General features: G+C 48.5%; 14 protein-coding genes. 3 read left to right on the top strand and 11 right to left on the bottom strand.

Features of this window, described 5'->3' with window-relative positions; all coding sequences use genetic code 11:
• Positions 1–17 precede the first annotated feature (17 nt).
• The 4 genes from QUB64_RS13630 to QUB64_RS13645 all read right to left on the bottom strand — a co-directional run bounded on the left by QUB64_RS13630 (position 18) and on the right by QUB64_RS13645 (position 6,351).
• Positions 18–878: an SDR family oxidoreductase gene (locus QUB64_RS13630; RefSeq protein ID WP_333272620.1), complete on the bottom strand. Its 861-nt coding sequence runs from the start codon at positions 876–878 to the stop codon at positions 18–20.
• Positions 879–1,148: 270 nt separating this feature from the next.
• A complete protein-coding gene (locus QUB64_RS13635; protein ID WP_333272623.1) occupies positions 1,149–3,728 on the bottom strand; it encodes an SdrD B-like domain-containing protein in 2,580 nt (859 codons plus the stop codon).
• Between the two features lie 551 nt (positions 3,729–4,279).
• Positions 4,280–4,420 carry a hypothetical protein gene (locus tag QUB64_RS13640; protein WP_333272625.1) on the bottom strand — a complete coding sequence of 47 codons (141 nt, stop codon included), beginning with the start codon at positions 4,418–4,420 and terminating at the stop codon, positions 4,280–4,282.
• 17 nt (positions 4,421–4,437) lie between these two features.
• Positions 4,438–6,351 carry an SdrD B-like domain-containing protein gene (locus QUB64_RS13645; protein WP_333272628.1) on the bottom strand — a complete coding sequence of 638 codons (1,914 nt, stop codon included), beginning with the start codon at positions 6,349–6,351 and terminating at the stop codon, positions 4,438–4,440.
• A gap of 471 nt (positions 6,352–6,822) precedes the next feature.
• Between QUB64_RS13645 and QUB64_RS13650 the strand changes: the two genes are divergently transcribed.
• A complete protein-coding gene (locus QUB64_RS13650; protein ID WP_333272631.1) occupies positions 6,823–7,509 on the top strand; it encodes a peptidoglycan-binding domain-containing protein in 687 nt (228 codons plus the stop codon).
• 1,062 nt (positions 7,510–8,571) lie between these two features.
• Here QUB64_RS13650 and QUB64_RS13655 read toward each other — a convergent pair.
• Both QUB64_RS13655 and QUB64_RS13660 read right to left on the bottom strand, forming a co-directional pair.
• A complete protein-coding gene (locus QUB64_RS13655; protein WP_333272634.1) occupies positions 8,572–9,453 on the bottom strand; it encodes a hypothetical protein in 882 nt (293 codons plus the stop codon).
• Positions 9,454–9,737: 284 nt separating this feature from the next.
• A complete protein-coding gene (locus QUB64_RS13660) occupies positions 9,738–11,600 on the bottom strand; it encodes a DUF1565 domain-containing protein (protein ID WP_333272637.1) in 1,863 nt (620 codons plus the stop codon).
• 220 nt (positions 11,601–11,820) lie between these two features.
• Here QUB64_RS13660 and QUB64_RS13665 point away from each other — a divergent pair, with 220 nt between their 5' ends.
• A complete protein-coding gene (locus QUB64_RS13665; protein WP_333272640.1) occupies positions 11,821–12,903 on the top strand; it encodes a thiamine phosphate synthase in 1,083 nt (360 codons plus the stop codon).
• A 99-nt stretch (positions 12,904–13,002) separates the two neighbouring features.
• Positions 13,003–13,215: a sulfur carrier protein ThiS gene (gene thiS / locus QUB64_RS13670; protein ID WP_333272642.1), complete on the top strand. Its 213-nt coding sequence runs from the start codon at positions 13,003–13,005 to the stop codon at positions 13,213–13,215.
• Between the two features lie 351 nt (positions 13,216–13,566).
• On the opposite strand, the gene rpmA is transcribed toward thiS, so the two are convergent.
• The 5 genes from rpmA to QUB64_RS13695 form a co-directional block, all read right to left on the bottom strand.
• Complete coding sequence (gene rpmA / locus QUB64_RS13675; protein ID WP_194070535.1) at positions 13,567–13,854, bottom strand: 50S ribosomal protein L27; 288 nt, start codon at positions 13,852–13,854, stop codon at positions 13,567–13,569.
• Positions 13,855–13,881: 27 nt separating this feature from the next.
• Positions 13,882–14,274, bottom strand: coding sequence for a 50S ribosomal protein L21 (gene rplU, locus QUB64_RS13680; protein ID WP_333272645.1), 393 nt, complete (start codon positions 14,272–14,274; stop codon positions 13,882–13,884).
• Positions 14,275–14,616: 342 nt separating this feature from the next.
• Complete coding sequence (locus tag QUB64_RS13685) at positions 14,617–14,832, bottom strand: hypothetical protein (protein WP_333272648.1); 216 nt, start codon at positions 14,830–14,832, stop codon at positions 14,617–14,619.
• A 189-nt stretch (positions 14,833–15,021) separates the two neighbouring features.
• A complete protein-coding gene (locus QUB64_RS13690; RefSeq protein WP_333272651.1) occupies positions 15,022–15,531 on the bottom strand; it encodes a DUF3122 domain-containing protein in 510 nt (169 codons plus the stop codon).
• A 158-nt stretch (positions 15,532–15,689) separates the two neighbouring features.
• Positions 15,690–16,652: calcium-binding protein (locus tag QUB64_RS13695; protein WP_369124807.1), on the bottom strand; the 963-nt coding region annotated here is incomplete at its 5' end.

Here is a 16,652-nt window from a genome sequence, read left to right on the forward strand (position 1 = left end):
ACTTCAGTCCTTTCTTTCTATCCATTAATCACAGATCCGCCATTGGGATGTAAAATTTGACCCGTCATATAAGACGAATCTTTAGAAGCTAAAAACACGTAACTGGGAGCAACTTCATCCGGTTGTCCAGCGCGCCCCAAAGGAGTATCTGTACCAAATTTCGCAACTTTTTCTGCTGGGAAAGTTGCCGGAATTAGCGGCGTCCAAATCGGGCCGGGGGCGACTCCGTTGACGCGAATTCCTTTCTCAGCTAAACTTTGAGACAAAGAGCGAGTAAAGGCAACAATTGCTCCTTTGGTAGACGAGTAATCTAGCAATTGTTCGTTACCTTTGTAGGCAGTGACTGAGGTAGTATTGATAATTGCACTGCCTTCTTTTAAATGTTTGAGAGCCGCTTTTGTCAGGTAAAACATTGAGAAGATGTTGGTGCGGAAGGTGCGTTCTAATTGTTCGGCGGTGATGTCTTCGATGCTTTCTTGCGGATGCTGTTCGGCTGCGTTGTTGACGAGGATGTCGAGGTGGCCGAATTCTTTAACTGTTTCTTCTACAAGTTTTTGACAGGTGCTTTCTTCGCCGATGTCTCCGGCGATCGCCAGACAGCGGCGGCCGAGTTGTTCGATCGCCCCTTTAGTCTTGTTAGCATCTCCATCTTCGTTGAGATAGCCGATCGCCACGTCCGCCCCTTCCTTAGCAAAAGCAACAGCCACCGCGCGCCCGATACCGCTGTCTCCGCCGGTAATTAAGGCGACTTTGCCGCGCAATTTATCGCTACCGCGATATTCGGATGCAAAGGATTCAGGTGCAGGCGTCATTTGGGCTTCGACGCCCGGTTGCTGTTCTTGATGTTGAGCCGGATTGGTTTGTTGTTGAGTTGGCATAACATATCCCTCTAAGTTATACCTCTATAAATAAAGGTTTTGTGGCGGCGGCGAATCGTTCTTTTTGGGGATAGAAGCATACTACTAAAGACAGTTTGTGCGAGTCTTTGATTGTGGAGGGCGGGTCGAGCGAAATTGGGAGTTTTCCTCAAACATTCTCTGTAATTGAAGAGATAAATAAACCCGCCCTCCTAACTAACCTATGGTTGTGGAGGGCGGGTTTATCTAAAAAGCAGCTAGTTGCTAATTCCTAAGTCTCAAATTAGAAACTTAACCTAACATTAACTGCGGGCTGGGCTCTGGAGCGCCCAACAGTAATTTATACAGAGACTTATCTTCTGTCGTTACTGTAGTCAGCGAACTCGCCATTCTCCACGAATCTAGATCGTCAAAGTTGGTAACAACTCCACTCGGTGCGACGAATTCAGCGATACTGCTCGCCTTCACTGTAGCATCGGCACTGCCACCGTTAGTCAAAGGATCGGTGCTAACTGTAGCAGCCATATCCGTGCCAGTCACAGGATCGATGCTAGAAGCAGTTCTTGCCGGAGTTGCTGGAATCGATACTGGCGCCGAAGGCGTAGTATTCGGGCCCGGCACGTTAAAGCTAACAGGATTAGGCCCAGTCCGGATCGGGAACGCATTGGGAACGTTCGGATCGTCGAAAACTTCCAAAACCGAGTAAGTAGCCGGGAACAAATTAGGAAATAGAGCAATCCCCTGCGCGTTCGTTCTTACCAGTGGCTCAGTGGCGGCATCGTAACGACCGTTCCGGTTCAAATCCAAAGTAAATGGGATATTGGCAAGAGGCGGTTCCCCCCCATCTTGTATGCCGTTGCGGTTGTCGTCTCGGAATTTGGGAACTAACAAATCATAGCGGCGAGAGTTCCCAATCAAAGCGCAAGTAAAAGTTTGATTGGGGCCCAAAACGATATTCAGCGGTTGAGTCGTCTGGAAGAAACCAGGAGGAGGTACTTCTCGCAGGTTGTAAGTACCGGGACGCAAATTTCTGAAACCAAAAGTACCAAACTGATCTGTAGTGGTAGTTGCTTCCCCTGCATCCAGGGCACCGTTGTTATTGGTATCGAGAAAAACAGTAACGCCGCTAATCGCCGGTTCGTTTCCGTCTCGATAGCCATTCAAGTTATAGTCCTCGAATTTGCAACCGGTGATGTTGCTGTTCGGGGTGTTGGCAAAAGTAACGTTAGCATCCTGAGTGCCCAGAGTCACCGGAACAGCAGCAGTTGTCGAAGGCGAGAAACCAGCCGGTACGACTTCCCGCACCGTGTAATTGCCCGCTGCTAAGTTAGTAAATGCTCCTCTTCCTTGAGCATTCGTCTGTATTTGTTGTTCTCCGGCGTCAGGAGTCCCATTATTGTTGGTGTCGACGAAGACAGATACACCGCTAATTGGTGCTTCACCCTGAGTTGGCTCGAAACGACCGTTTCCGTTCAGGTCATTGTATTTGAATACAGTGATGTTAGGTAGAGTGTTTCCCACACCAGCATTCGTTCCATTCGCAGTATTAGCTCCCACAGGAGTAAAGGTAAGTGCTGGTGAAGGGTTAGTCGCCGGGAAAGGCAAAGGCGTGTTCGCAAAAATCGGTCGTACACCCGTTGCTGCAATAGAAGTTTCCCCAGCCTGTTGAACGCCGTCGCGGTTGGTATCTACGAATTTAGGGTCGTTTGGTTTCAGTGTATAGGTTGCATCTGTTACTAAGATCGGTTGCTCTCTGCTGATCGTACCTTGGAACCGTGCTTGCGGCCCGGGTGCAGACACCTGAGCGGGGTTAGGAGTAGTGCCTACTGGAGCATTGAGGTTGCCGGGAGCAGAGCCATCTGGCAGTCTCGCTGGAAAAATTTCCAATACTGAATAATTGGCAGCTCGCAAATTTTTGAAGGTAGCAACTCCGTTGGCATCGGTGAGTTGGAGTTCTTCTCCTGTATCAAAGCGACCGTTCCCGTTCACATCTAAAATGAAAGGTACTCGAGCAATGGGGGGTTCCAAAACTCCACTGACCACATTTCGCGTGCCGCTGCGGTCTATGTCCCGAAATTTGTTAATTTCAATTTGATACAGTGGAGTGTCGCCAACTTGAGCGCAGGCAAAGGTTTGACCCGGGGCTACTGTTACGTCCAGTAGGGGAATGTTGTTCGGTGGGGTGCTTTGGGGGAAATCTTGTGTTTCTAACGGTTCTGCGCTCGTATCGTTAACTCTTACTCCGTTGGCATTAACTTGTGGCCTGATTCGTTCTTCCCGAACTTTGTAGGTTCCGGGCGCTACGTTGAATGACCACGCACCATTTTTGTCGGTTAATGTGTTGGGTTCTCCTACCTCGCGTTGACCGTTGCCATTTATGTCGAGATATATCCTGACATTTTTAATCCCCGGTTCATTCCCGTCTCGAAAGCCGTCGGCATCTATGTCTAAGTATTTGCATCCCACAATCCGGCTGCCCACCAGTTGGGTGTTGCCAAAGAAAACGTTGGTGTTTGTGTTTCCGACAGTGACAGCGAGGGGATTGGGAGTCGTAGTACGGAAACCAGCAGGTACTGTGGTTTCTGTGAGTACGTAGTTGCCGGGGACAAGATTTATGAATGAGAACGCTCCGTTAGCGTCTGTAAGGGTGGAGACATCTCCGTTAGCTGCATTCAATTGGCCATTGCTTGCTTGGCCGTTACTGGCTATTGCAGGTTCGAGGAGAATGGGGATGTTTGCCAGACCTGGTTCATTTGCCTGTCTGATTCCATCCGCGTTCAAGTCATTGAACTTGATACCTAAAATTGCCGGGCCTGTATTCCCAAATTGTAATTGCTGGGCAATCCGCTCTTCGTTAGTTAAATCTGCCATGATTTCTCTCCTTCACACCTAAATCCACTTGAATTACAGACTACTGTATGGGTTTGTCAATAGCTGAGTAGCTTTTGCTAGTCGCTGACAACCGCCACTCGATTTTACATACGTCTGTGCTTGAGGTAATGTTCCCCATCTCACACAACAATGCCTCAAGCTTTGTCGCTGGCAAGTATATCAGGTTTTGAAGAGCCCTGGCAATTTGAGGGCAACATCTTCAAGATTTGCACGCCTTCTGTGTCTCTACATACTTGCTGGTTCTAGCTTTAAAAAGGCCTTGACTGAGTGCTCCCCCCCGATATCTAGTCCGATCGCATCGTTCTGGTTTGTCATGGTTCGGTGTGAAGAGGCGATCGCAGCCTCTGAGATTGCCTCGAACCAACAAACTTTAGACCGATCGAGCTACCGGACTTGATATCACTTGCTTTGCCTGGAAATATGCCGATCGGAGTTGGGGGACTGTCTGATAGTTTCTCACTCGCGCTTGATGCTACAGCCTCTAAAATATTGCACCCAATATAGAAGCCCGAGCCCCGGTCGCGGGGAACTTACGCTTGAGTGTTGGAGGTTGCCAAGAATAGGGTATCACGCGATCGCCCTTTAACCTCTTGCTGATTTTTATCTGTGGTTTGGGATTCCGGGCGATTGGGCCCCAGAGGGATAGCTGCGCCGCGCGTGCTTGTTGTCACTCTCAATCACCGACCAATCATGCAGCACCCACCGGCACGAACGAGTTTCCGATATCCCAATTAATTAATTCATTTTTTTTGACAATTCCACCGATTTGTGCATTAGGATCCCGACCGAAATTTAGTTGTCCAAAGTTAGGAAGATTGCCTAAATTCGCCACTTGTCGATCGACCACAAGATCGCTAATTTGATAACTATCACGACCCGCGAGCGAAAGCAAGCTATCCGCCCCAAGATTACGCGCAGGTTCGCCCGCATAGCTGCGAGCATCCGTCAGCGGGTCGCCATTCCAGGATTTAGCCGATCGACTTTCAGGATCTCCCGTCAGCAAATCGATGCTGCTGGCCCGAACGTCTGCCGAGACAACAACCACCGCAGGCCCAGTCGTTTGAATGAAACCGGGCGGCTGAACTTCCCTAATGATGTAACTACCTACCGGAACATTGCGGAAACTGTAATTGCCCTGACTGTTGCTAAAGGTACTCGCTTCGCCCGGATCTAAACGGCTGTTGTTATTCAAGTCGATGTAAATTTGAGTATTGGCGATCGGCGGTTCCCCCGGATCTAGGCGGCCGTTGGCATTAAAATCGTTAAATTTAACACCGCCGATCGTACCCGTTACCAACACGTTGCCAAAGCTGATATTAGCGGCATTTGTGCCGTTACCCACGGTAATCGGAGTCGGATTTGGCGTAGTTTGTCGGAAACCGGGCTGCGGGACTTCCCTCACCGCATAAATGCCTGGGGACAAGTTGACAAAAGAGAAATTACCTTGGGCGTTTGTTAAAGTGGAAGGTTCGTTGGGATCTCGGGCGCCGTTGTTGTTGAGGTCGAGGTAAATCGGCCAGTTGGCAACTCTCGGTTCCGTCGGTTCGTTGATACCGTTAGCGTTGAGGTCGTTGAACTTGAAGCCGCTGATGCTACCGGTGGGGAAATTGTTGCCAAAATTGACGCCGACAGCGTTGGTATTGCCGATAATGTCGATCGGCCCTGGATTTGGCGTAGTCTGAACCCATCCCGGTTGCTGAACTTCCCTCACCAAATACCGGCCCGGGGAAACATTGCCAAAAGTGTAGTTGCCGATCGGGTTAGTAATGGTATTGGGTTCGCCCGGATCTAACGTGTTGTTGCCGTTGAGGTCGAGGTAAATTTGCCAGTTAACCAGAGGCGGATCTGTCGCGTCTCGGATGCTGTTGGCATTGAGGTCGTTGAACTTGAGACCGCTGATGCTGCCGACAAAAAAGACATTGCCAAAATTGACGTTGCTGACAGTGGCGTTGGAAGTAACATTAATTGGGCCCGGGTCGGGCGTAGTTTGGCGAAAACCCGGTTGCTGGACTTCTCTCACCACATATGTATCTGCGGGAATATTGACAAAAGCGTAATTACCTTGAAAGTTTGTCAAAGTAACAGGTTCGCCGCCGTCAAGCCTGTTGTTGCGGTTGAGGTCGAGGTAAATTTGCCAGTTAGCTAGCGGTTGTTCCCCAGGATCTTGGCGGGCGTTGCTGTTGATGTCGTTGAATTTCGTGCCTGCGATCGTCCCTGCATTGAAGTTGTTGCCAAAATTGATATTGCCAGCATTTTTCCCGCTGGTAATCGTGATGGGTGCGGGATTTGGCGTAGTTTGGCGAAAGTTCGGCTGCTGGACTTCCCTAACTTGGTAAGTTCCCGGCGGCAGGTTGACGAAGATGTAATTCCCTTGGGCGTTGGTGAGGGTGGAAGGTTCGTTAAAGTCGGGCCTGCCGTTGTTATTGATGTCGAGGTAGATTTGCCAGTTGGGAATTGGCACTTCTCCGAGATCGGGGCGGCCATTGGCGTTGAAGTCGTTGTATTTGTTGCCGCTGATGCTACCGACTTGGAAGTTGCCGATGTTGACATTGCCGATGTCTATTTGGCTGGCGGTTCTGGTGGGATTGCTGGATTCGGTCATGGTGTTGGTGGGGCCCAATGAACGCGGTTTAATCTTTGCTCTACGGCAATCTAGCAGTTTTTTTGCCAATTGCAGCTATTTTAGGGGATTAAATTTTTTGATCGGAGGGAGTGGGAGATGGGGAGATTGGGGAGAGGGGGAGATTGGTGTCAACAACCACGTGAAACCCGCATTCCGGCAAGGACTGAAGTCCCTGCCTCAAAGCGAAAGTCCTCGCTCAGAGGACTGAAGAACTCCTGAATCTTCTTAGTCCTATGCAAGAGGACTTCAGCTTTGAGGCAGGGGTTTAAACCCCTGCCGGACTTAGGGAAAGCGCGTTGTTAAGTTGGTACGAAAGAAATCTTCCTTTTTCCCTCTTCCCTCTTCCCTCTTCCCTCTTCCCTCTTCCTTCAGAAGCCTTCTTCCTTCGGAAACCTTCTTCCCCGATTTGATGTACGATCGCTACCAAGTTTTGCAGAGGTCGAATTTCCCATGTCCCGAAACCTGACAGCAAGCTGGAATGAAGCCCGCGAGGTTCCGAGTGTACTCCTCGGCTGGAGTTTGTGCGGTTTTTTGGCACTGGGCGCGATCGCCTCTACTCCTGCTCGCGCACAGCTACCTAACTCCGAACCAGGTAACAATCACAGCCCGATCGCCCAAACAGCCCAAACAGGTGCGATCGTCCGCCCCGCCCTCAAATTAGGCAGCCGCGGCTCAGATGTTACCGAACTCCAAGCTGCTCTTAAATTATTGGGATTTTACCCTGACAATGTAGACGGGATTTTCGCCCAAAGCACCGCTCAAGCTGTGTCTAAATTCCAGGAAGCAGCAGGCATCGCCCCAGACGGCATAGTCGGCCAAGATACTTGGAACCGGCTGTTTCCAGCGACTCCCGGGGCGATCGAAAACCCGATCGCCAACACTCCCGCAACCCCCGAAAACTCGGAGATTAGCCCTCAACCGCAGACGACGAATTTGCCTGTTTTGAGAAGACGAATGCGGGGGCCGGCAGTCAGAGAGTTGCAAGAGCGACTGAGGGCCAAGGGATTTTTGCGCGCGAGTGCTGACGGCGTGTTCGGGCGCGAAACTGAAGCTGCTGTCAAGGCTGCTCAACGAAAATATCAACTACCAGCAGACGGCATTGTCGGCCGCGCTACTTGGGAAGCCCTGCTGCGTTGAGAGCAAACAAGTCTTGCTGGATATGCACATTGCGCGAGCGGGCGATCGTACAAATTGTTAATAATTGTTTTATGAAGTATTTCGGCGCGTCAAAAAGTGTTAACTTTGGTAAATAAAGTACGATCGTGGGCGGAGTTAGTGTTAGTTTAAATAGCATGAGGGGCAGAACCAAGAAGCACAAAAAACTTGGATAAAAAATTATGAATTAGAGTGTTTGTCCCGCTCGACTCTAGTTCGCAGGCAGCGCCTGAATCGTGTAGTTTATTAGCAAAGAAAGGTTGAAATTGCGATCGAAGTTTGTTAAATAGCTTGAGGCGATTTGAGAAATCGAAGGCGATCGAGTTAGAATGGCGATCGCACAATCAAACACAGAAGTCTGAATAGGCTCCGCTATTAGCTATCTCGCCAGCAGAGTAGTTGCCAAAAAGTCCACCTTAGTAGTAGTTGTTTGCTGAAAATCAGCACAGCTAAAAACCCATTTGAATCAACTTAACTCACAAATGTTTTAGGGTCTGGCATCCGATATGCTAGGCCCTAAAATTTTTGATAGTTGACAGTTGACCGCTTGACAGTTGACCGCTTGACAGTTGACAAACTAATAGACCTCTTGCAAAAGTCCTTTTAATAAAATTTTGGAACGGGATCTCCGGCCCGTTCCACAAAAAACATTTTTTCTTGTGGAACGGGCCGGAGATCCCGTCCTAGTTATTTTTGGAAGAAGACTACTGACGGCAGGACTACTGACGGCAGGACTACTGACTACTGACTACTGACTACTGACGGCAGGACTTGCAGCTTAATACTATACCAATCCTTTGGCTGCTGCTTCGACAATACAATTGCAGGGCTGGGATTTTATTTCTACGCAAGTCCCTAAGGAGTACGCCGCGCTGGCGTCTTGGCTTGGGCTGATTCATCGCAAGATACCTGAGTTAACTTCCCGGTTTCCAGTCTGGTAAGAAAGGATTTTAGCAAAAATTAGGAAATTTTGGGAATTTTAAAGGATTTAGTCCCTGAATACCCACTCTGGGTCAAACACGAAAACATTGCACTGATTGTTTCTCATGCTCCTTTAACACAAAAAGGCTTTTCACCTGAAAAACAGACTTGGGGATAATTTATTTCTACGTTCTTCACTTCTTCAATCTGACAGCATCCCCGACCATGATGAAAGCATTTAAAGCCGCGGCAACCCTTTAATATGTACTTAAGCCCTTTTTCGGAAACTTTATGGTTGTAATACATACCAAGCAGTTGTAAGTCAAGGCAATGTTCACTTACTTTCTTTAAAGCTTCATCAGTTAGCTCATAGTTTCGTCCTATTTCCATCTGTTCGATGTGAGGGCAACCTTCAGCAATAGCAGCTAAGCCATCGTCTAGCATATTGCAAGTACGATGCATATTTAATTGACGTAACTCACCCAAGTATTTCCCAATTATTTTGGCTGCTTCATTCGCCTCTGTATAAAGTGAATAATCTATATCTAAGTTTATAATTTTTGGACAACCAGAAAAAGCATATTCCAAACCTAAAGCACCCAATCGATGACAATTAGGTAAGGATAGTTTGCGGAGGAGGGGAAAGGCTTCTTGATTGAAATGCTTCAGATGCTCATCTAAAAGAGAGTTGCTTGAAATAGATAACGACCTTAAGTTACTTCCATAGGCTGCAATCGTTGTAATAATTTCACCAAAAATTTCATTAGGTTGTGTATCAATCACGCCACCAAAATCCCCATTCAATACAAGCTCTTCAAGATTGGGACATGCCTTCAAACAAGACTCAATTTCTTCCGGTCTAGCAATGGAACTTTGTTCAGATCCCGACTGATTCCAGTTCTCCGATCGAAATTTAGGGTCTGTGTAAAAGATAGATTTGATTTCTTCACCCTTACTTGGAATTATAAAATCCGTAAGCCTATTATTCTTTAAATCTTTGCTCATAACTGCTTCCTCAACATCAATTCATAAGGTGATCTCTGTCTAGTTTAGCCTGAGAAAGAGGCTGGATCCTCCTGTCCTAGTTCTTTCGCTGAGCCTGGGAACTAGAGTCGCGAGGCAGAGCCTCGCTTAACTTAGGGACTTGCGTAGAAATAAAATCCCAGCCCTGCAATTGTATTGTCGAAGCAGCAGCCAAAGGATTGGTATAGTATTAAGCTGCAAGTCCCTAAGGACTACTGACTACTGACTACTGACTACTGTCAACTGTCAACTGACTACTGACCATTTCAATTGATATCTTCAATGCGAGCATTCAAACCATTAGCGGTGAGAATTTGTAGCAATTCCTCAGCTTTTTCGCGCTCCCGAAAAGCACCGGCTTGAATCACCGATCGCCCGTTGGTAAAAGTCCGAAAAGCATCGGGAACCAAGGATAGCATTTTTTGTCGATCGCCCGAACTCTCGGCATCCACCACAACTCGATACCGGAAACCCAAAGCAGAAGCTCGATCGAGCCTCGGCGAATTCTCGGAATCGGGCACAGAATTCCCCCCTAAAACAGCAGGTACAAAGCCGCCCCTTCCGAGAGGAATGTTGCGGCCCGGAACCGGCAATTTACCCTCGGAAGAAACCGAACTCGAACTATCAAAATTCGGAGGAATCATTGGTTGCTGTACCGAACTTTCCCTAACGGATCGAGCATCCGGATCGGGTACCGGAATGGCGATCGCCCCTGTCTCTTCCGGTGCAGAATCGGCATTTCTCGGAGGAAGCTCTTGCCGCAACTGAGTGCTGGCGGGTGCCGGTCGCCTGGAAACTGGCGCTGGTGGCGCAATTGGCGCTCTTTCAACCCTGGGAGTTAATCGCCCGGGAGTGTAAGCAGGGAGAGAAGTTTCTGGGCCGCCGATGCTCGAAGGTCGATCGACCCTTAGCTGCAAAGCAGTTCCCGCAATGGGTTGCGGCGGGGTAAAAGTTCCCGCCACATCAACCGATCCTGTCGTCCGATTGCTCAACAATTGATTCCCGTAAGCTGGGATGACTTGACCTTTCGCGGCATTGTTGATATCGTACTGACCGTTATTGCGAATCACATTGCCCCCCGGTTCCGCCGAAGTTCCCAAATCCGGCAGAGCTCTGGATATCGCAACAATTCCATCCCGCCGGTTACTTTCGATATAATTGTTGCGCAGCACCGGTCTTGCATCAGCTTGCACCACCACGCCGTCCTTATTCCGAGTAATTTTGTTACCGATTAACAAAGGCGAAGCGTTCTGGGCTACATTTACCCCAAATCCCGTGTCTTCAAACACATTATCTCGAACTTCCGGGCGAGACTCCCCAAAAATCGTAATCCCGTTAGCTCCATTTTTCGAGAAAAAATTCCCGCCAATCGTCGGCCTTCCAGTACCAACTACCGAAATGCCATCGTGAGTGCTCCCTGAAAAAGTATTGTTAACAATTGTCGGAGAACTCGATTCGATCCACAAAGCGTAACCGCGATAGTTGGTATTTGTTACCGTCACCCCGCTGAGTCCTGCCCCGTCTGCACCTAAAATCGCGATATTTTGACCAGCCGAAGTCGGACTGATAAACTCTCCTCCGCCTTTGATGACAATATTTTGGCCGCGAGTGTTGGGATTTCCTTGAACAGTCACGCTTGGCCGAAGCATTAATGGAAATTTTTCGCCGCTTTGAGCGCTGTAAGTACCGGGCGCTAGTAAAATCGCCGTCTTGGGCGGGGCGACGCTGAGGGCGTAGGTGAGGGTTTTGAACGGCGCTCCATCGCTGCCATTACCTGCGGTGTCGCTGCCACCGCTGGAACTCACGTAGAGTATGTTAATGTCGTTCTGGGGTGCTTGGGAAAGTAGCTGCACGGGGCCGCTATCGGCAGCGATCGCTGACGCTTGAGGGTGGCAAAAGGCGGTGCTGGCAAAGACGAGCAGCAGGCAAGAAATTGAAGCTTTCCTGGGCGATCGACTTTTTTGGCACTTGCTCTGTTTGGAATTTAGGATCATAAAAAAACACAATTTATCTTTGAGCCAAATTTCGCATCCCGTGTTTCGTGTCGGGTTTGGGCGATCGCAGTTTAATCTCACCCACCTACTGGGGTTTTCTGCTGTTAATGTTTTGTTTTGTCCTGCTAACCTCACGGCTCTCCTCCGAAGTGTGGTAGGCAGCTTAACGATTCCACTTTGATCAAGTTTGATCTATTATGCTTTGTTTTTTTGAAATGCCATAAAACTTAAAAATTTGTCAAATTTACATCCGTTGATGCCAAAATTAGGTCGATCGCCTTCACTACAATTTTGAGGGCGTGGGAGAATGTAGCGGGTAGACTGCTAGGGATTAGTTTAATAAAGGTGGTTCTGAATGACCGAGAAACAAACCAGAACTTTACCGGCACAGCCAGCCCTCTGCCGGATTTTAGATGCAAATCTAGATCGATCGCGCGAAGGGTTGAGAATTATTGAAGAATGGTGCAGGTTTGGTCTCAACAGCGCCGATTTAGCTGGCGAGTGCAAGCAACTCCGCCAGGAATTGGCTTTTTGGCACACCGCAGAATTGCGAAGCGCTAGGGATACGCCGGCCGATCCGGGGACGGAGTTGACTCACCCGCAGGAAGAGCAGCGTGCGAGCATTCAGCAGCTACTGGCGGCGAATTTCTGTCGGGTGGAAGAAGCTCTGCGGGTACTGGAAGAGTACGGCAAAGTTTACGATCCGAATATGGGCAAGGCTTTCAAGCAGATGCGCTATCGGGTGTATGCTCTCGAAAGCGATTTGCTGGCTTACCGGCGCTACCAGCAGTTACTTCGATCGCAGTTATACCTTGTAACTTCCCCCAAATACAACTTTTTAACCATCGTGGAAGCTGCTTTGCAAGGCGGAGTGACGTTGGTGCAGTACCGCGACAAAGTCTCGGATGACGGAGTGAAGTTGGCGAATGTGCGGCAGATGACCGAACTTTGTCACCGCTACGATGCTTTGCTGATTGTGAACGATCGCGTGGATTTGGCGATCGCGGCGGATGCCGACGGCGTACACTTAGGACAGCAAGATTTGTCTGTAGCCGAAGCGCGCAAGTTGCTCGGCCCTGGACGGATCATCGGCAGTTCGACGACGAATGGCGAGGAAATGCAGCGAGCCGTTGATGCGGGAGCCGATTATATTGGAGTTGGGCCTGTGTACGAAACTCCGACGAAGGCAAATAAGCCGGCGGCGGGTTTGGACTACGTGCGGTATGCTGCTAGTAAGTCGCCGATTCCTTGGTTTGCGATCGGCGGAATTGATATCAACAACCTCGATGAAGTATTGAATGCCGGAGCTCAAAGAGTTGCTACAGTTCGATCGATTATGGATGCAGAGCAACCGACTTTAGTCACGCAATTTTTCATCTCGCAGTTGATTCGGATGCAGAATTTGAAAGCTCAGAAAGCTTTGCTGGCGAAAACCTAGGTTGATTGGCGATTTTTCGGGCGGGTTTCGTGCACGAATGCTGTGGATAAAATATAATTTTGTTACGAAACCGGCCCTGAAACTGATAATATTTGAGTGATGACAAATCAAATTGCGTTGCAAGTTAACGGAGAAAATCGCAATTGTGCGATCGACACACCGTTACCAGAATTACTAGAACAATTAGGATTAAACCCGCGCTTAATAGCAGTGGAGTACAACGGCGAAATCCTGCACAAACAATTTTGGGAAACCACAAAAATACAACAAGGCGACATCCTAGAAGTTGTGACAATAGTCGGAGGAGGCTAGCAGGTTCGATCGTTCGGACTTCAGTCCTTCCAAATTACTCGTTACCAGGCTCTGCCTGGTAATGCTAATCAGGTTGGTAGTGAGGACTTCAGTCCTTCCAAATTACTCAGGTTGGTAGTGAGGACTTCAGTCCTTCCAAATTACTCGTTACCAGGCTCTGCCTGGTAATGCTAATCCGGAAGCTCTGCCTCCCTAATATACTCGTTACCAGGCTCTGCCTGGTAATGCTGATTCGGAGGCTCTGCCTCCTTATTCCCAGCCGAGGCAGAGCCTCTAGATATACGTTCCCAGGCAGAGCCTAGGAACGAGAAATCAGATGAATTCCCAGGTAGAACCCAGGAACGCATAAAATTAAACTGCGACAGCTTCAGCCACAGGTGCTGCTACAACAGGATAAATGCTCACTTTCTTGCGAGTCTTACCCTTTCTTTCAAAAGTCACCACACCATCAATCATGGCAAACAAAGTATCATCTCTGCCGATACCAACATTATTGCCGGGGTGAACTTTCGTACCGCGTTGACGGATCAAAATGTTGCCAGCTTTGACAACTTGACCGCCGTACTTTTTGACACCCAGACGCTGAGAATTAGAATCGCGTCCGTTACGTGTACTGCCTGTACCCTTCTTATGGGCCATAATGTCCTCAACTTTATTTACTATTGTTTATTCTGATTCAGATTCGCCGGTTTGGGGAGTTTCAACAACTTTTTGAGTCAAATCTCTCGCTGCCAAAACAACACCATTGACGCTGATGGAGTCAATCATAAACCGAGTTGTTTCTTGACGGTGCCCTTTTTTCTTCCGAGTTTTCTTTTTCGGCTTCATCTTGTAGACGAGGACTTTGCGGCCCCGGAAATGCCGGAGCACAGTTCCTTCTACAGTGGCATTTTCTACTAGAGGCTGGCCGATGTGAACGTCATCTTCGTGCTGGATCAGAAATACTTTGTCGATCGTGACTTTTGATTCAGCTTCCACATGAAGCAGTTCGATGTCGTAGAAGCGGCCTGGTTCTACCCGAAATTGTTTGCCGCCGGTCTCAATAATTGCGTAGGTCATGGGATAGTCGTTGGGTTTGCCGTACAGGTAGCTGGTTAGTCAGTTGGCAGTTGGTAGGGGCGGTGCCCCCGTGCCCGCCCTCAGTTGTCAGTTGTCAGTTGTTGTGAACTTTTGGCTGAGGACTTTTGACTGCTGACTGCTCTCCAGCTTTTGGAATGTCTCGACCTGATCCGAGCAGGATTTAGACAGACAATCTACAATTATTGCTGATTTGGGGATTTTTGTCAAGTTCGATCGCGCTACAAATTTATAATTAGGGAGAAAATAGAAGATGCTGTGAGTTTTTGGTCGAATTTATCCAAAAGCGCGTTAGCGAAGCCCTCGCAGAGGATCGAACTTCCTTCAAGCAGTCGCAGAACACCTGCTACTTCGCAACAATTCCAAAGCCTGCTGTTTTACCCGACCTTCCATCACCTCTTTTTGCAAAGTAATAAAAGCCTCAAAATCTTCCAAGCTGTACTTAGTCATCTGCAACTGGTGTCGCAACTGTTCTTCAGCCTCAACAGTTAAATAACCGCTTGCTAAAGCTTTTCGGACAATTGTACTGATTAAAGTCATAGTAATTCACCCTGAAGACACGCACATTAAAACAGTGGAGTTCTATCACCAGACTAACTCTAATTTTAGTTTGTTTCCTAATTACCTTAAAATAGATTAAATATACCTTCAGGCATAGTTAAATCGAGTAACTTTTGATACACAAAACTCGCTCGACTTTAACTTGAGAGTGCGAGAGAATAGGTATATTTACTTGGTATCTAACAACAGTCGCCATTCTCTGACACCAAAAGGAGGAACCAGCAATTCTGTTTCTGGTTCGCCTTTTACGGGCAAACTCAAGCGTAAAGGTTGATTGCTTTCCACTTGTGTAATTATTGATTTAAAATCGTATTCTCCGACATTAACCGGCAAATTCGACTCGCTCCAAATATCCTTGGCTTGACCAATTTTGCGACTTCCGGCAGCAACAGTCAGCGGGACAGGGTGCTGCAATTCGGTTCCGGGAAATCCTACCAATCTCAGGTTAAACGAGTTGACTAATCCCGACTGTACTCGCTTATACAAAACAACTTGCCACGCTTTGTCGTCAGTATCGCGGAGGCTTTGTACGGAGCGGAACATTACTCTGTCTGCTCTTTCTGGATATTTGTGAATTGAGGCGAAGGCGGGCGGAGTGATGGCTAAGATTAGATACAAGCACAAGCTAATTACAGTTAAAGCCTTGAAGAGGGAAGGTTTTGTACTGAGATTGTTCATAGGATGACCAAAATATCGCTTGTTACCCAGAAGTTTGATAGATAAAAAAGTAGGGTGCGTGCGGCGCACCCTACTACTCATTTTAAACATAGAAAAGTTAAAATCGATCGCTCTTTTTAGGCTGACCGTTGTAAAGCCGACATTCCCTCTTACACGACTTACAACAAAACAAAGACAGCAGCCGTTAGAACGCTTTGAGTTGCACCTTGGACTACACCCAAATAATTGCTGCCGAGTTTAATAGCCGTACTACTAACAGCCGCTCCACCATTGAGAGATAAACTCACGGTCTCAAAAGTCAGACCGCCAAAAGTGCTACCGTCAGTTAGAGCAATTTTATCTCCTGCGGTGAAGTCTGCAATCACATCAGCATCCAGTAGGGTAGCTGAAGCTGCCACACCTCCTCCTAGAATAAACGTATCATTTCCAGGCCCACCAGTGAGAATGTCTTGACCGCGATCGCCGCCGAGAAGATCGTCACCTGCACCACCATTGAGAACATCATTTTCTTTGCCTCCCCGGATAGTGTCATTACCATCTCCTCCAGTCAAGCTATCATTGTCATTGCCGCCAAGTATCTGGTCACTTCCAGCACCGCCATCAATGTTATCGGACCCTTTACCGCCAGACAAAATATCGTTGCCCCCGCCTCCGTTAATTACATCAGCACCTTGCATGCCGTTGATGTTGTCATCACCCTCTGTGCCTGTAATATTGTCTCGACCAGATAAAGCCAAGATTTGTTTACCAGCCGCCGCAGGGATTGATGCCAGCGAAATATTGTCATCACTGTCTGAAAGGTTGTAAAACTGACCGCGCGCAGTGTTTGCTGGTTGTCCGGTAGGATTTCCAGGGCCTGGAGAATTGATTGGGGGTACGACAATGGATACAGGCGTGCCCGGAGTTGGAGTTGGAGTCGTTATCGGAGTTGGAGTGGGAGTCCTTATCGGAGTTGGAGCGGGAGTCGGCATCCCTACCGGAGTGGGAGTCGGCATCCCTACCGGAGTGGGAGTGGGAGTGGGAGTCGGCATCCCTACCGGAGTGGGAGTGGGAGTCGGCATCCCTACCGGAGTGGGAGTGGGAGTGGGAGTCGGCATCCCTACCGGAGTGGGAGTGGGAGT

Origin of the sequence: Microcoleus sp. Aus8_D2 (genome assembly GCF_036702665.1) — a bacterium.
Classification (GTDB): domain Bacteria; phylum Cyanobacteriota; class Cyanobacteriia; order Cyanobacteriales; family Microcoleaceae; genus Microcoleus.

What these genes read in the sequence shown, in the direction of transcription:
- QUB64_RS13630 (WP_333272620.1), bottom strand. Translation starts at nt 878, where the DNA reads ATGCCAACTCAACAACAAACCAATCCGGCTCAACATCAAGAACAGCAA.
- QUB64_RS13665 (WP_333272640.1), top strand. Translation starts at nt 11,821, where the DNA reads ATGACCGAGAAACAAACCAGAACTTTACCGGCACAGCCAGCCCTCTGC.
- QUB64_RS13645 (WP_333272628.1), bottom strand. Translation starts at nt 6,351, where the DNA reads ATGACCGAATCCAGCAATCCCACCAGAACCGCCAGCCAAATAGACATC.
- QUB64_RS13655 (WP_333272634.1), bottom strand. Translation starts at nt 9,453, where the DNA reads ATGAGCAAAGATTTAAAGAATAATAGGCTTACGGATTTTATAATTCCA.
- rplU (WP_333272645.1), bottom strand. Translation starts at nt 14,274, where the DNA reads ATGACCTACGCAATTATTGAGACCGGCGGCAAACAATTTCGGGTAGAA.
- QUB64_RS13650 (WP_333272631.1), top strand. Translation starts at nt 6,823, where the DNA reads ATGTCCCGAAACCTGACAGCAAGCTGGAATGAAGCCCGCGAGGTTCCG.
- QUB64_RS13635 (WP_333272623.1), bottom strand. Translation starts at nt 3,728, where the DNA reads ATGGCAGATTTAACTAACGAAGAGCGGATTGCCCAGCAATTACAATTT.
- rpmA (WP_194070535.1), bottom strand. Translation starts at nt 13,854, where the DNA reads ATGGCCCATAAGAAGGGTACAGGCAGTACACGTAACGGACGCGATTCT.
- QUB64_RS13685 (WP_333272648.1), bottom strand. Translation starts at nt 14,832, where the DNA reads ATGACTTTAATCAGTACAATTGTCCGAAAAGCTTTAGCAAGCGGTTAT.
- QUB64_RS13690 (WP_333272651.1), bottom strand. Translation starts at nt 15,531, where the DNA reads ATGAACAATCTCAGTACAAAACCTTCCCTCTTCAAGGCTTTAACTGTA.
- thiS (WP_333272642.1), top strand. Translation starts at nt 13,003, where the DNA reads ATGACAAATCAAATTGCGTTGCAAGTTAACGGAGAAAATCGCAATTGT.